This is a genomic window from Dermacoccus sp. BD5 (assembly GCF_044878485.1).
Classification (GTDB): Bacteria; Actinomycetota; Actinomycetes; order Actinomycetales; family Dermatophilaceae; genus Dermacoccus; species Dermacoccus nishinomiyaensis.
Genome location: NZ_JANJER010000007.1, coordinates 58,589 through 71,290 on the forward strand (window position 1 = coordinate 58,589; position 12,702 = coordinate 71,290).

Here is a 12,702-nt window from a genome sequence, read left to right on the forward strand (position 1 = left end):
AGACGCGTCGTCAGCACACGCTTCAGTGCACCGTGATCTGCGGCGCGAACAGTCGCATGAGGTCGAGGGCGCGCTCGTGGTTCGTGACGTCCGAGCCGGCGCAGGCCGAGGCGACGACGTGGACGCGCGCCCCGGCGTCAGCGGCAGCGAGTGCTGTCGCGACGACGCAGCAGTCGGTGGAGACACCCGCGAGCACGAGCGTCGGGGTGTCGCCTGTGAGTGCGCGCACCTGCTCGCCCCACTTGCCGAACGTCGGTTCGTCGACATGGTGGGCGCCCGCCGCTATGTCGGCGACCTCGGGCACGAGGGCATACATCTCGTCGTCGCCCGGGCGGGCCGCGAACGGCCACACGGCGTAGTAATCCGCCCACGATCCTTGCGGCGGCAGCTGCGGCACGAAGCGCGTGACGATCGTGCGGCCGGTGTACCGCTCAGCCAATGCATGCATCGGCGTGAGCGCGGCGGAGAACATCGGCGAACCCCACTCGCTCGAGGACGAGGCGAACACCACCTGCGGGTCGATGATGACGAACCACGCGTCGTCGGGAAGCCCGTCGGCGATCATGACGTCACCTTCCCGCGCCGGTCGTCCGAGCCCACAACGCCGCGTTCGGCGTCATCGTCGAGTTCCTGACGACGCACCCGCCCACGTCGCAGCAGCAGCGTCGCGACGAATGACAGCACGAGCGCGAGGAGCACGCCGATGTTGGAGTAGGCCCAGTCGCCGCTCCAACCGTCCGTCGTCTCGTGGCCGAGGCCGAGCGGGTCGAGCAGGTAGCCCTGCCAGTTGTTCCACGACGCGTCCGCGGCGAAGCTGTTGACGACGAGCCCCCACCCGATGACGGAGGCGACGGCGAGGACGGCCAGTGACGTCCAGTCGAACGCGCCGTAGCGCCCGCGGGCGTCGAACAGCGCGGCCTCGTCGTAGTCGCGGCGCCGCAGCGCGATGTCGGCGATCATGATGCCCGCCCACGACGCGAGCGGCACGCCGAGGGTGATGAGGAACGACTGGAACGGGCCGAGGAAGTCCTGCGCGAAGAACACGACCCAGATCGTGCCGAGCGTCAGGATCGCACCGTCGACGAGCGCCGCCGCCGGCCGTGGGATGCGCACGCCGAGGCTGAGCAGCGTCAGGCCCGAGGAGTAGATGCCGAGCACCGCGCCCGACACGAGCGCGAGTACGGCCGCGACGAGGAACGGGACGAGGAACCACGTCGGCAGGATCGTCGCGAGCGTGCCGACGGGGTCGGCGGCGATGCCTTCCTCGAGCTTCGGATTCGATGCGGCGAGCAGCAGACCGTACGTCAGCAGCAGAGCGGGCGCGACGGCGCCGCCGAACGTGTTCCAGAAGACGATCGCGCCGCCCGAGGCGTCACGGCGCTGGTAGCGCGACCAGTCGGCGGCGATGTTGATCCAGCCGAGCCCGAACCCCGTCATCACCATGACGAGCGCGCCCGTCACCGCCTGCCATGAACCGGCGGGGACGGCCGTCACCGCGCTCCAGTGCACCTCGTCGAGGGTGAGGGCGACGTAGGCGAGGGTGGCGAGCCCCGTCAGCCAGGTGAGGATCGACTGCAGCTTCATGATGATGTGGTAGCCGGCGACGGAGGCGAGCACGATCATCGCGGCGACGACGACGGCGGCGATGATCTTCGTGGCCGTGCCACCGCCCCAGCCGAGCCGGTCGAAGATCGTGGACGTCGCGAGCACCGCCATGATCGACAGGAACGTCTCCCACCCGATCGACGTCAGCCACGAGATGACGCCCGGCACCTTCTGGCCGCGGACCCCGAACGCGGCGCGCGACAGCACCATCGTCGGCGCGCTGCCCCGCTTGCCGGCGACGGCGATGAGCCCGCACAGCAGGAACGACAGGACGACGCCGACGACGCACACCGCGAGCGCCTGCGCGAAAGAGATACCGAAGCCGAGGACGAACGAGGCGGTCGCCATGCCGAAGACGCTGACGTTGGCCGCGAACCATGGCCAGAACAGGTCGCGCGGGCGCGCCGTACGCTCCGATTCGTCGATGATCTCGATGCCCGTGGTCTCGACGGAGAGGCGACGGGATGCGGCCGCGGTGGTGGCCTGCCGCGACGCTGCGGCGTCAGCTGGTGTACTCATGCGCTCATCGTGGCAGGCGGACGACGCACGTGGGGCGTTTCGACCAGCCCTTTTGGTCACCATGACATGACGGGTGCTCGGCCTGGCGCTCGCGCGGCGGGTCGACGGGATGGTCTGGTCGCAAGGCCGCCGACGCTGCGACTGCTGACGGGCGAGGACGATCGTGGTTGTGGCGGGCGCTTGCGCCGACCTCGCTGAGGCGATCGAAAGCGACGAGTCGGCCGAGCCCGCGCCCTCAGCCGAGCTCGTCGAGCACACCCGGCTGTCGAGCGACGACGACGAGTGCCGCGGCGAGAGCGGCGCGCTCGTCAGGTGCGACGAGGTCGGCCAGGGCTGCGGCGTCAATGGGTAACCCCGCCAGCCGGGCGCCCTTGACCGTCAGCGTGTCGGCGAAGGGTTCTCGTAGGTGCCACGTCGATTGCACCTCGCGCACGACGATGCCCGCGCCCGTCGGGCCGATGCCGTCGAACTCCTGCAGCAGCTTCACGATCCGTTTCGGGTCGGCGCCCGCTTCGTCGCGCAGACGCCGCAGGTCGTCGTCCCATCGCTCGCGGATCGTCCCGGCGTTCTTGCCGAGACGCGTCGACGTCGAGAAGTCGTAGCGCCGATAGCCGCCGCGGCCGAGGGCGTCGACGCGTTGCTGCCACGACGTCGCACGGGTGCCCGACGGTGTCGTGCAACCGATCGCGAACAGCTCGCGCGCGCTCGCAAGGGCCGCCTCGGCGCGGATGCGAGCCGACAGCAACTGTGCGACGACGAGCAGCTGCCACAGCGCCGCGGATTCGTCGACGAGTCTCACACCGGCGCGTTCGGCGAACGTCTCACCGTGCGCGGCAACGAGTTTCGCGGCCAGGGCCCGGGCGTCAGTCACCGCGCAGGGTGGCGAGTGCCATCGGCAGGCGGGGCGGGATCTCACCGGCGAGGAAGCCGACGCGCCCGTGTTCGGCCGCGAGCACATCCCCGGCCGCAGCATGAACGTGCTTGCCCCACACGAGGCCCTGCGCGAGCCCAGCGCCGCGGCTGAGCAAGCCCGCGACGGCGCCGGCCATGACGTCGCCACTGCCCGAGGTGCCGAGCCCCGTGTCGCCGGTCGTCATCTGCCACACGGCACCATCGGAGACCACCCAGTTCGCGCAGCCGACGGCCGCGTCGTAGCGCGCGGCGGCGTCCGCGGTCGCGTCGAGCACGTCGTCGTCGCCCAACTCGTCGGCCTCGACGAGGTAGGCGAGCTCACCCTGGTTGGGCGTGAGGACGAGACGTCCGCGCAGCGCGTCGAGGCGCGTCTTGCTCATCTGCGTGAGCACCGTCGCGCCGAAGGCGTCGAGGACGAGGGGCACGTCGTCGCCGAGCGCGTCGATCGTCTCGGCGAGCAGCCGTTCGGCGCCCTCGGGCGAGCTGATGCCCGGTCCGAGCAGGACGGCGTCGGAACGGCCGAGGTCGTGCTCGAGCACCGCCCCCGCGCCGTCACCGGTGACGGCGCCGGCGTCGTCATCGGGCAGGTCGATCGTGCCGCTCTCGGGCACGGCGACGGCGACGTGCGGCGCGATGGACGCTGCGACGGCGAGCGTCAGACGCCCGGATCCGACGCGCAGTGCCGCCTGCCCGGCCAGCATCGCCGCGCCAGGCGTCGAGCGATCGCCACCGATGACGAGGCACTGGCCGCGGCTGTACTTCGTGCCGGTCGGCTCGGGCAGCGGCCAGCTGCGCAGCAGATTGGGCGTCACCGTCGTCGGCGACGTGGCGTCACCGCCGCGTGCGACATCGGGGATCTCGGGGCGCTCGATGCTCATGCGGACGTCTCATTCTCGCCGGCGTTCGACGCGCTGTCGTCGGACTCGCGCTTCTCGTCGCGCTGCGCCGAACCATGTGCGTCGATGTCGTCGGCCGCGCCCGGTTGATCGGTGACGGCGATGCCAGAGTCGCGCAGGTGTTCGTCGAGGTTGTAGTCGAGCAGGCGCCAGCCGGTCGGCGATTCGTCGTCGCTGACGAGGCGGCAGATCGCGGCATTGCGCATTCCGTTCGTGCGGGCGCGCTCCATGACGGCGCCCTCGTCCATGCCCTCGGCGACGTAGCAGAACATGAGGTTGACGACGTCGTGCGCCGTGACGAGCACCGTCTTGCCCGCGGCGCGCAGGCGCAGATCGGCCATGACGGCGCGGACGCGGCCGGCGACGTCGGCCCAGGATTCGCCGCCGGAGGGGCGGTAGTAGAACTTGCCGATCCATTCGCGGCGCTTCGCCTCCTCGGGGTAGGCGTCGCGGATGCCGCGCCCGGTGAGCATGTCGGTGACACCCATGTCGCGGTCGCGCAGACGCTCGTCGACGAGGACGGGCAGTTCGAGCGACGCCTCGTCGAGCGCGATCTGGCCCGTCTGACGCGCGCGTCGATACGGGCTCGTCCACGTGATGTCCGGCTGATCGTCGGCGGGCTGTTTCGCGAGCCACGTGCCGACGGCGGCGGCTTGTCGGCGGCCGAGTTCGCTCAGTTCGATGTCGGGGTCGCGCACGGGCACGTCGATGCGCTCGAGGTCATCGCGCAGCGCCGCCTCCGCTGCGACGTTGCCCTCCGACTGGCCATGACGCACGAGAACGAGAGTTACCTGATCCACACCGTTGACGCTATGCCCCGCCACCGACAACGCGCCACTCCCCCGCGCCACCCGTCGGCACGATCGTCAGTGCACGAGACCGTCGGTCCCGACGAGGGGGTTGGCGCTCGTCGGCACGCGTTCGGCCTCCGGGATCGCGCCGGGCGCGGTGCCGTCACCGAACGGGGTGCCGCCGAGACGCGCTCGATCGTGCGGTTCGGCCCAGACGCTCAGGTCGGGACCGTCGGGGATGATGCCCTTGGGGTTGAGGTCGCGGTGCACGAGGTAGTAGTGCTGCTTGATCTGGGTGAAGTCGATCGTGTCGCCGAATCCGGGCGTCGTGAACAGGTCGCGCGCGTAACCCCACAGGTTCGGCATCTCGGTGAGCTTGCGGCGATTGCACTTGAAGTGACCGTGGTAGACGGCGTCGAATCGCGCGAGCGTCGTGAACAGGCGCACGTCGGATTCGGTGATCGCGTCGCCGACGAGGTAGCGGCGCGTGGCGAGACGCTCCTCGAGCCAGTCGAGGGCGGTGAACAGCCGCTCGTAGGCGGCGTCGTAGGCCTGCTGATCCCCCGCGAAGCCGCAACGATAGACGCCGTTGTTCACCTCGGTGTAGACGCGCTTGTTGACGGCGTCCATCTCCTCGCGCAGTTCCTGCGGCCACAGGTCGGGGGCGCCGGCGCGGTGGTGGCGCGTCCACTGCGTCGCGAAGTCCTCGGTGATCTGTGCGAAGTCGTTGGTCACGACCTCGCCGCTGCGCTCGTCGACGATCGCCGGCACCGTGATGCCCCTCGGATAGCCGGGTAAGCGCGCCTCATAGGCGTCCTTGAGGCGCGGGATGCGCAGGACGGGGTCGAGCCCGCCGGGGTCGAGGTCGAACGTCCACGAGTTCTCGTCGTGCGTCGGGCCGCACAACCCCATCGAGATGACGTCCTCGAGCCCGAGCAGGCGCCGGACGATGATGGCGCGGTTCGCCCACGGGCACGCGCGGGCGGCGACGAGACGGTAGCGCCCCGGCTCCACGGGCCACCGCGCGTCGGGATCGTCGAGGATGCGGTCCTCGATGTACTGCGTGTCGCGGGTGTACGCCTTGCCCTCGCCAGCCATGTCGATCTCCCAGGTCGTCAAATCTCGAACCGCCGTCAACCCGGGCGGTCATGGCGCCGAATGGCGCGACGCCTCGTCCAGTATGCGCCGGGGCACGCAGGTGCGGGCGTCACACCAGGCACGCCGGGGCGCGTCGTGGCGTTCACGCGCGCGTCGAGGTCGCACCCAGCCTCGACGCGCAGGCGGAGCCATCCTCATACCTCTGCTCGCGTGAACGCGACGCTTCGTGACGCTCGGCTGACGATGACAGGCCTTGCTACCGTCGTGTCATGGAGCGCATCGAATTCTTCTATGACCCGTGTTGCCCGTTCTGCTGGATCACGAGCCGGTTCCTTCTCGAGGTGAGCGCGGAGCGTGACGTCGACGTCACGTGGCGTCCGTTCAGCTTGGCGATGAAGAACAACGAGCTCGCCGGAGACGATGATGCCGTCAACGAGCACGGCGAGATGCACCGTTCGTCGCATCGCGTGTTGCGCGTCATCACGAAGGCCGCGGAGCAGCACGGTGCGAGTGTCATCGACCTGTACTCGGCCTTCGGGCGTCGTTTCCACCTCGACCACGAGAAGTACGACGACGCGATGATCGCCGACGTTCTCGCCGCCGCCGGGCTGCCGGCGGGGCTGGCGAAGGCTGCTGACGACACGTCGCTCGACGAGGGTCTGAAGGCGTCGATCGACTCCGCTGTCGAGGCGGTCGGTTATGACACGGGCGTGCCGACGATCGTCTTCGTCTCCGATGACGGTCAGCGCCGCGGCTTCTACGGCCCCGTGCTGCAGGAGCTGCCGAGCAAGGAAGACGCGCTGCGCCTGTGGGATTCGCTCGTCGGCCTCGTCAGCGTCCCGGCGTTCTACGAACTCAAGCGCACCCGCCCGGAGGGCATGCCCAACACGGCGAGCACGAAGGGTCTCTGACGGCCTGAGCCCTGCGGCCCGCCCCACTTGCGCGTCACGTCGCGCAAGCGGGGAGGCGACAGCACCCTTTGCGCCCAAATGCACCCGGGTGCATTTGGGCGCAAGGTGTGTGTTTCCTCGCGTGCACGCCTCACCGCCCGGGCGAGGTGCTGTCTGGCCGATTGCGGGACGCTTGGCCATTCTGCAGTCACCGGAAAGTGCGGTCATTCTCCTCTGTGCGGGTCCCGACTAGATGGGCGCGCCCTGGAGACGTCCGCCCATCTCGGCCGCGCGTCAGAGATGACCTGGACACACCACGGCCGGCCCGCCTGCATTGCAGGTCAGGGCCGGTCTTCGCGTCGCGGCCGCCACTCCGGCGTCCACGGCCCACTGTGAAAGGACTTATGCGCTCTCAGACACCGCTGCCCTCAAGCGTGACGTCGAGCGCTCGGGCCAGCAAGGTGAGCGCTACGTCTTGAATGGGCTCCTGCTGGGCGCTGGCGGTGGCGATCAGCGCGCGGTACAGAGCGTCGGGAACGTCCTCGATGATCAGGCTCTGCGCGTCGGGGTCGGTCTTGGTCCCCGTCTGGGTTCCGTTCATCGAATACAGGACATATTCGACGACCTGTGGCCCTACACCGAGTTCTTTGGCTGCGGCAGCGGCAAGTTCGAGGTACTGGTCATACTGCGTGCTCGTCCAACCCCAGGAGTCCCAGCCGAGGCTGCGGGCAACACGGGCATCCAGGATCAGGGGTCGCTTGCCGCCGACGCCCTCGCGCCCGTAGCCGGAGAAGTAGAGCCACTTCGTGAAGAAGGCCGGGCCGAAGTACTTGATGTGGTTCGTACCGCCCGGCTGCAGGCTGGCGTAAACGGCCTTCGGGTCTTCGCCCGCGCGAATGGCCCGATGCGCGGCCAAAAGCTTGGCGGCCACGTCGGGAGAGTGCAGAGGACGACGGCACCGATAGCCGGTGATGCCCTGCCAGCCGGCTCCCCAGCCGCACATGAGCACGTACAGATCGAGGGCGTCAGCCTCGGTGTCCACGTTCTCGGCTCGTTTGAAGATGTCGCTGCGGGTGACGGGGTGTTTCTTACCATCACCAGGCACCGCATCGGCGAGTATGGCCGGCATGTCGAGCCCTTGTGGCCAGGACTTCCGCCAGGTGCCGGGATAGAAGTATTCCTCCTGGGCCTCGACCTTCGCATCCGTGGCGACGTCGCCGTGGGCCTTGATGAGCGATACGAGCGCGGCCGATGTGGTGATCATGTTCGGAGGATAGGTGACGCAGAGGGGCGCCGCGGCGAATTCGCGGGCCCGAGCATTCTGCCGAATGCGAGCGAAATGGCTGGCTACGAGCGATCTGCCGCTCACTTCCAGCCATTTCGCTCGCATTCACCGTCGAGGCGAGGCGTGGTGCTCCCGGCAGGATTCGAACCTGCGACACCCGCTTTAGGAGAGCGGTGCTCTATCCCCTGAGCTACGAGAGCGTGCGCCGAAGCGCGCCCGTCAGCCTAGCCGATAATGCGGGCGCGCTGGCAGGCCTCTCCCTGGCGCCCGTCCTAAGATCACCCCATGCCCACCTGGCGAAGCCGTTACGTGCCCACCCCGCTCGGGGTCATCCGCGCGACCCCGCCTCCCGCGTCGACGCCGCCCGAGGAGACGTCGTTCGAGCCGCTTCGCGACGAGGACGACCAGCCGCCACCCGAGGCGACGATCGTCAACTCGGCGATCTACGCGGGCGAGCAGAAGGTCAGCGACGCCGGGTCGATCGCCGAGGCGTGGCGCGAACTGCACCACCCGTCACACCACGACCACGGCCCGCGCATGGCGTGGATCGGCATGACGCAACCGACGCCGCGGCAGCTCCAGCAGGTCGCGCAGATCTTCGACCTGCACCCCCTCGCTATCGAGGACGCGATCGTCGCGCACCAGCGCCCCAAGCTCGAGCGTTACAACGAGACCCTCTTCGTCGTGCTGCGCCCCGCGACGTACGACGACGCGACTGAGACGGTGAGGTTCGGTGAGATCCACGCCTTCATCGGCCCCGACTTCGTCCTCACGGTGCGCCACACGGCGCAGCCAGTCCTCACGCCCGTGCGGAGCCGCTTCGAGAACGACCCCGACCTGCTCGCGCGTGGGCCGCAGGCCGTCCTCTACGGCCTGCTCGACTTCATCGTCGACGGGTACGCGCCCGTCGCCGCCGGCCTCGAGAACGACATCGACGAGATCGAGACGCAGGTCTTCGAATCCGACCCGACCGTGTCGCGCCGCATCTACGAACTCTCCCAGGAGGTCATGGAACTCCAGCGCGCCGTCAAGCCGCTGCAGACGATGCTGCGTGGCCTCGAAGCCGGCGCCGCCAAGTACGGAACCGACGACGAGATCATCACCGCCCTGCGCGACGTGCGCGACCACGTCACCTCGATCGTCGAACGAAACGACAACTTCCGCCAGTCACTGTCGGAGATCCTGCAGCTCAACGCCATCCTCGTCGCGCAGACGCAGAACGAAGAGATGAAGCGCCTCGCCGAGGTCGCCAACAACCAAGCCGACGAGGTCAAACGCGCGTCCTCATGGGCCGCCATCCTCTTCGCCCCGACCGTCGTCGCCGGCGCCTACGGCATGAACTTCGACCGCATGCCCGAACTGCACTGGGCGTACGGCTACCCGTTCGCGCTGTTTCTCATGGTCGCCGTGTCGTTCTGCATGTGGCTCGTGTTCAAACGCAAGAACTGGCTCTGACGGCGACGCGGCACGGCCCGCTCGAACGCCACTCGCCCGCGACGCGGTGACCCCGCTCACGCTCACGCCCACGCCAGAGCAGCCTCACCCCGCGAGCGCCTCCTCGACACGGACGACCGGCCGGTCGGTCGCCTCGGCGACGGCGGCGTTCGTCAGCTGCCCGGCGTGCGTCGTCAGCCCGCGCCCGAGAGCAGCGTCGCCCTGGCACGCGGCGCGCCATCCGTCGTCGGCGATCTGCAGCGCGTGGCGCAGCGTGACGCCCGCGAGCGCATGGGTCGACGTGTGCGCGACGGCGCCCGGCATGTTCGCGACGCAGTAGAAGATGCTGTCGTGCACCCGGAACGTCGGGTCGGCGTGCGTCGTCGGGTGCGAATCCTCGAAGCACCCGCCCTGGTCGATGGCGATGTCGACGAGCACTGAGCCCGGCCGCATCCGCGAGACGAGCTCATTGCTCACGAGGGTCGGCGCCTTCGCACCGGGCACGAGCACCGCGCCGATGACGAGATCCGCTCGCAGACAGGCCTGCTCGACCTCGTGCGCGTTGCTCATCACCGCCCGCATCCGCCCACCGGTTGCCGTGTCGATCGCCCGCAGCCGTGCGGCATCGAGATCGAGGACGGTGACGTCGGCGCCCATTCCGAGCGCGACACGAGCCGCGTTGAACCCCGACACGCCGCCGCCGAGCACGACGACATCCGCGGGGCGCACCCCCGGCACGCCGCCCATGAGCACGCCGCGCCCGCCGTACGGCTTCATGAGCGCCTGCGCGCCGACCTGCGGGGCGAGGCGCCCGGCGACCTCCGACATCGGTGCGAGCAGCGGCAGCGACCCGTCGTCGAGACGTACGGTTTCGTAGGCGATCGAGGTGACGCCGCGCTCGAGAAGCTCCCCCGTCAGCGTCGGGTCGGCCGCGAGGTGCAGGTAGGTGAACAGCACCTGGCCCTCGCGCATGCAGTGATATTCCTCGGCGACCGGCTCCTTCACCTTGAGGATGAGATCACTGTCGGCCCACACCTCGTCCGCGTCGTCGACGATGACGGCGCCCGCCGCGCGGTAGTCGTCGTCGGTGAGGCTCGAACCGTCCCCGGCGCCGCGCTGCACCCGCACCTCGTGCCCGTGCAGCACGAACTCGTTGACGCCCGCCGGCGTGCACGCCACCCGGAACTCGTTGTTCTTGACCTCGCTCGGAACACCGACCCGCATGATCTTCTCCTCCGGCTCCTTCGACGTGACCGTGATCACTTGCCACGCTAGGAGTTCACCGCGCTACGAGCGAGTAGGGCCGGGCCGAGCGCCGACGTACCCGCCACATCTGCCCGCGATCCCACGCGTGCGGGGGCTCGGATGAAAGCATCGAGGGCATGGATCGGCAGCCGCCCGTCCCCGTTCGAGCAGCCACCCACGCCCCCATCCGGCCCGGCGAGCACGCCCGCCATGCAGGCACCGGCCATGCAGCTGAGCGAGCTGACGAAGAACTTCGGCAGCCACCGCGCCGTCGACGACCTGAGACTCACCGTGCGCGCGACTCGATGTTCGGCGTCGTCGGCCCGAACGGCGCCTGCAAGACGACGACCCTGTCGATGGCGACCGGGCTGCTGCGCCCCGACGGTGGCCGCGTCGAGATCCTCGGCCACGACGCATGGCGCGACCCGGCACGCGCGAAGTCGCTCATCGGTGTCCTGCCCGACGGCCTGCGCACCTCGACCGCCTCAGCGGCCGCGGACTGCTGCGTCACACCGGCCTGCTGCACGGCGTCGACGTCATCGACGTCGCCCGCCGCAGCGACCAACTGCTCGACGCGCTCGGCCTCGACGAGGCCGCCGACAAGATCGTCGCCGACTATTCCGCAGGCATGACGAAGAAGATCGGCCTCGCCTGCGCGCTCATCCACGCCCCGCGCGTCTGGGCGCGCGGCAGCTCGAGCAGACGCTGCCCGAACTGCTCGCGAAGATCAACACCTGAGCCGTGCGACGCCCTGACGGGCGCGTCCAGGCATGCTCGTGATTGCATGGGTACTCACCGGTAACAACGAAGAGGACCGCATGAAGCACTGGATGCGCCCCGCCCTCGCGATGCTCGCCGTCGCCTGGGGCGGCAACGAGTTCACGCCCCTGCTCGTCATGTACCGCACGCAGCATCACCTGCCGCAGGTGACGGTCAACGTGCTGCTCTTCGCGTACGTCCTCGGCATCATCCCCGCGCTGCTCATCGGTGGGCCGCTCTCTGACCGCTACGGCCGGCGGCGCCTGCTCGTCCCCGCGCCGTACATTGCGATGCTCGCGAGCGCCGTCCTCGCGTTCGCCCACGCCAACGTCACCGTACTGTTCCTCGGGCGCGTGCTGTCGGGCATCGCGCTGGGTCTCGTCATGGCCGTCGGCTCCTCGTGGATCAAGGAGCTGTCGAGCCCGCCGCACGACGACGCGCCCGACGGCACCGGCGCCAAGCGTGCGTCGATGTCGCTGACGGCCGGCTTCGGCCTCGGCGCCGCGTTCGCCGGCCCTCTCGCGCAGTGGGCGCCCTACCCCGACGAGCTGTCGTACCTCGTCAACATCGTCGTGACGGCGATCGCGGCCGTGCTCGTCCTGCGCACGCCGGAGACGGTCGACGCGGCGTCGCGCTCGACATCGTCGTTGCGTGACGATCTGCGCATCCCCGCCATCGGCCACCGTCGGTTCCTGTTCGTCGTGCTGCCGATCGCCCCGTGGGTCTTCGGCGCCGCCGCGTGTGCGTACGCCGTCCTGCCCGCGCTCATGTCGTCGCACGTCTCGTCGGCGCCGATCGCGTTCTCGGCGCTGCTGTGCGTCGTCGGCCTGACGTGCGGCTTCCTCGTCCAGTCTGTCGGGCGCCGCATCGACTCCCCCGGCACCACCCGAGCGGTGCGCGTGGGGCTCGTCGTCCTCGTCGTCGGCATGCTCGCCGGCGCGCTCGCAAGCCGCGAGCTCAACATCGCCACCGCGATCCTCGGCAGCTTCTGCCTGGGCGCCGGCTACGGCCTCGCGATGGTGAGCGGCCTGCTCGAGATCCAACGTATCGCCGGGCCCCGCGACCTCGCCGGGCTGACGGCCGTGTTCTACGGCGTCACCTATCTCGGCTTCGCCGTCCCCGCGATCATGGCGACGCTCGCGCAGGACGCCGGGTTCAGCTACCCCGCGATGTTCGAGTTCGGCGCGATCATGGCCGCGCTGTGCCTCGCCGTCGTCGTCCTCGCCGACCGTCGGATGCCTGCGAACGGCTGAACGGCTTGCGGGCGC

At 69.6% G+C, this 12,702-nt stretch carries 12 protein-coding genes and 1 tRNA gene; 4 read left to right on the forward strand and 9 right to left on the reverse strand.

Translation table 11 applies throughout. The features are described from left to right. Positions 1–22 precede the first annotated feature (22 nt). From NQ706_RS07075 to NQ706_RS07100, 6 genes are all read right to left on the reverse strand, one after another. Positions 23–565, reverse strand: a complete 543-nt coding sequence (locus NQ706_RS07075) for an isochorismatase family protein (protein ID WP_038569234.1) — start codon at positions 563–565, stop codon at positions 23–25. After that, positions 562–2,124, reverse strand: a complete 1,563-nt coding sequence (locus NQ706_RS07080) for a cytosine permease (RefSeq protein ID WP_038569237.1) — start codon at positions 2,122–2,124, stop codon at positions 562–564. Before NQ706_RS07080 ends, NQ706_RS07075 begins: the two co-directional genes overlap by 4 nt. Before the next feature lie 235 nt (positions 2,125–2,359). Then, positions 2,360–2,995, reverse strand: a complete 636-nt coding sequence (locus NQ706_RS07085; protein ID WP_038569240.1) for a hypothetical protein — start codon at positions 2,993–2,995, stop codon at positions 2,360–2,362. Beyond that, entirely contained in the window at positions 2,988–3,914 is a 927-nt protein-coding gene (locus NQ706_RS07090; protein WP_081873725.1) for an ADP/ATP-dependent (S)-NAD(P)H-hydrate dehydratase, read from the reverse strand. The genes NQ706_RS07085 and NQ706_RS07090 overlap by 8 nt, the downstream gene beginning before the upstream one ends. Further along, positions 3,911–4,732 (reverse strand): histidine phosphatase family protein, encoded by an 822-nt coding sequence (locus tag NQ706_RS07095; protein WP_235181941.1) that lies wholly within the window; start codon positions 4,730–4,732, stop codon positions 3,911–3,913. Before NQ706_RS07095 ends, NQ706_RS07090 begins: the two co-directional genes overlap by 4 nt. Before the next feature lie 66 nt (positions 4,733–4,798). Continuing rightward, positions 4,799–5,821 carry a glutathione S-transferase family protein gene (locus NQ706_RS07100; RefSeq protein ID WP_038571506.1) on the reverse strand — a complete coding sequence of 341 codons (1,023 nt, stop codon included), beginning with the start codon at positions 5,819–5,821 and terminating at the stop codon, positions 4,799–4,801. A gap of 269 nt (positions 5,822–6,090) precedes the next feature. Here NQ706_RS07100 and NQ706_RS07105 point away from each other — a divergent pair, with 269 nt between their 5' ends. Continuing rightward, a complete protein-coding gene (locus NQ706_RS07105) occupies positions 6,091–6,732 on the forward strand; it encodes a DsbA family protein (RefSeq protein ID WP_038569243.1) in 642 nt (213 codons plus the stop codon). Between the two features lie 391 nt (positions 6,733–7,123). Here NQ706_RS07105 and NQ706_RS07110 read toward each other — a convergent pair whose 3' ends face one another. Next, positions 7,124–7,975: a hypothetical protein gene (locus tag NQ706_RS07110; protein ID WP_051806117.1), complete on the reverse strand. Its 852-nt coding sequence runs from the start codon at positions 7,973–7,975 to the stop codon at positions 7,124–7,126. Positions 7,976–8,120: 145 nt separating this feature from the next. Continuing rightward, positions 8,121–8,196: transfer RNA gene (locus NQ706_RS07115), tRNA-Arg, on the reverse strand. Positions 8,197–8,281: 85 nt separating this feature from the next. Here NQ706_RS07115 and NQ706_RS07120 point away from each other — a divergent pair. Beyond that, positions 8,282–9,451, forward strand: coding sequence for a magnesium and cobalt transport protein CorA (locus NQ706_RS07120; protein ID WP_051806119.1), 1,170 nt, complete (start codon positions 8,282–8,284; stop codon positions 9,449–9,451). 84 nt (positions 9,452–9,535) lie between these two features. On the opposite strand, the gene ald is transcribed toward NQ706_RS07120, so the two are convergent. Continuing rightward, entirely contained in the window at positions 9,536–10,654 is a 1,119-nt protein-coding gene (gene ald, locus NQ706_RS07125) for an alanine dehydrogenase (RefSeq protein WP_038571509.1), read from the reverse strand. Between the two features lie 377 nt (positions 10,655–11,031). Between ald and NQ706_RS07130 the strand changes: the two genes are divergently transcribed. Beyond that, positions 11,032–11,307: a hypothetical protein gene (locus tag NQ706_RS07130; RefSeq protein WP_404360672.1), complete on the forward strand. Its 276-nt coding sequence runs from the start codon at positions 11,032–11,034 to the stop codon at positions 11,305–11,307. A gap of 138 nt (positions 11,308–11,445) precedes the next feature. Beyond that, entirely contained in the window at positions 11,446–12,687 is a 1,242-nt protein-coding gene (locus NQ706_RS07135; RefSeq protein ID WP_200874215.1) for an MFS transporter, read from the forward strand. The last annotated feature ends 15 nt before the right edge of the window (positions 12,688–12,702 follow it).

Coding starts and splice junctions, on each gene's coding strand:
- NQ706_RS07090 (WP_081873725.1), bottom strand. CDS start 3,914: ATGAGCATCGAGCGCCCCGAGATCCCCGATGTCGCACGCGGCGGTGAC.
- NQ706_RS07080 (WP_038569237.1), bottom strand. CDS start 2,124: ATGAGTACACCAGCTGACGCCGCAGCGTCGCGGCAGGCCACCACCGCG.
- NQ706_RS07120 (WP_051806119.1), top strand. CDS start 8,282: ATGCCCACCTGGCGAAGCCGTTACGTGCCCACCCCGCTCGGGGTCATC.
- NQ706_RS07110 (WP_051806117.1), bottom strand. CDS start 7,975: ATGATCACCACATCGGCCGCGCTCGTATCGCTCATCAAGGCCCACGGC.
- NQ706_RS07130 (WP_404360672.1), top strand. CDS start 11,032: ATGGCGACCGGGCTGCTGCGCCCCGACGGTGGCCGCGTCGAGATCCTC.
- NQ706_RS07100 (WP_038571506.1), bottom strand. CDS start 5,821: ATGGCTGGCGAGGGCAAGGCGTACACCCGCGACACGCAGTACATCGAG.
- ald (WP_038571509.1), bottom strand. CDS start 10,654: ATGCGGGTCGGTGTTCCGAGCGAGGTCAAGAACAACGAGTTCCGGGTG.
- NQ706_RS07075 (WP_038569234.1), bottom strand. CDS start 565: ATGATCGCCGACGGGCTTCCCGACGACGCGTGGTTCGTCATCATCGAC.
- NQ706_RS07105 (WP_038569243.1), top strand. CDS start 6,091: ATGGAGCGCATCGAATTCTTCTATGACCCGTGTTGCCCGTTCTGCTGG.
- NQ706_RS07135 (WP_200874215.1), top strand. CDS start 11,446: ATGCTCGTGATTGCATGGGTACTCACCGGTAACAACGAAGAGGACCGC.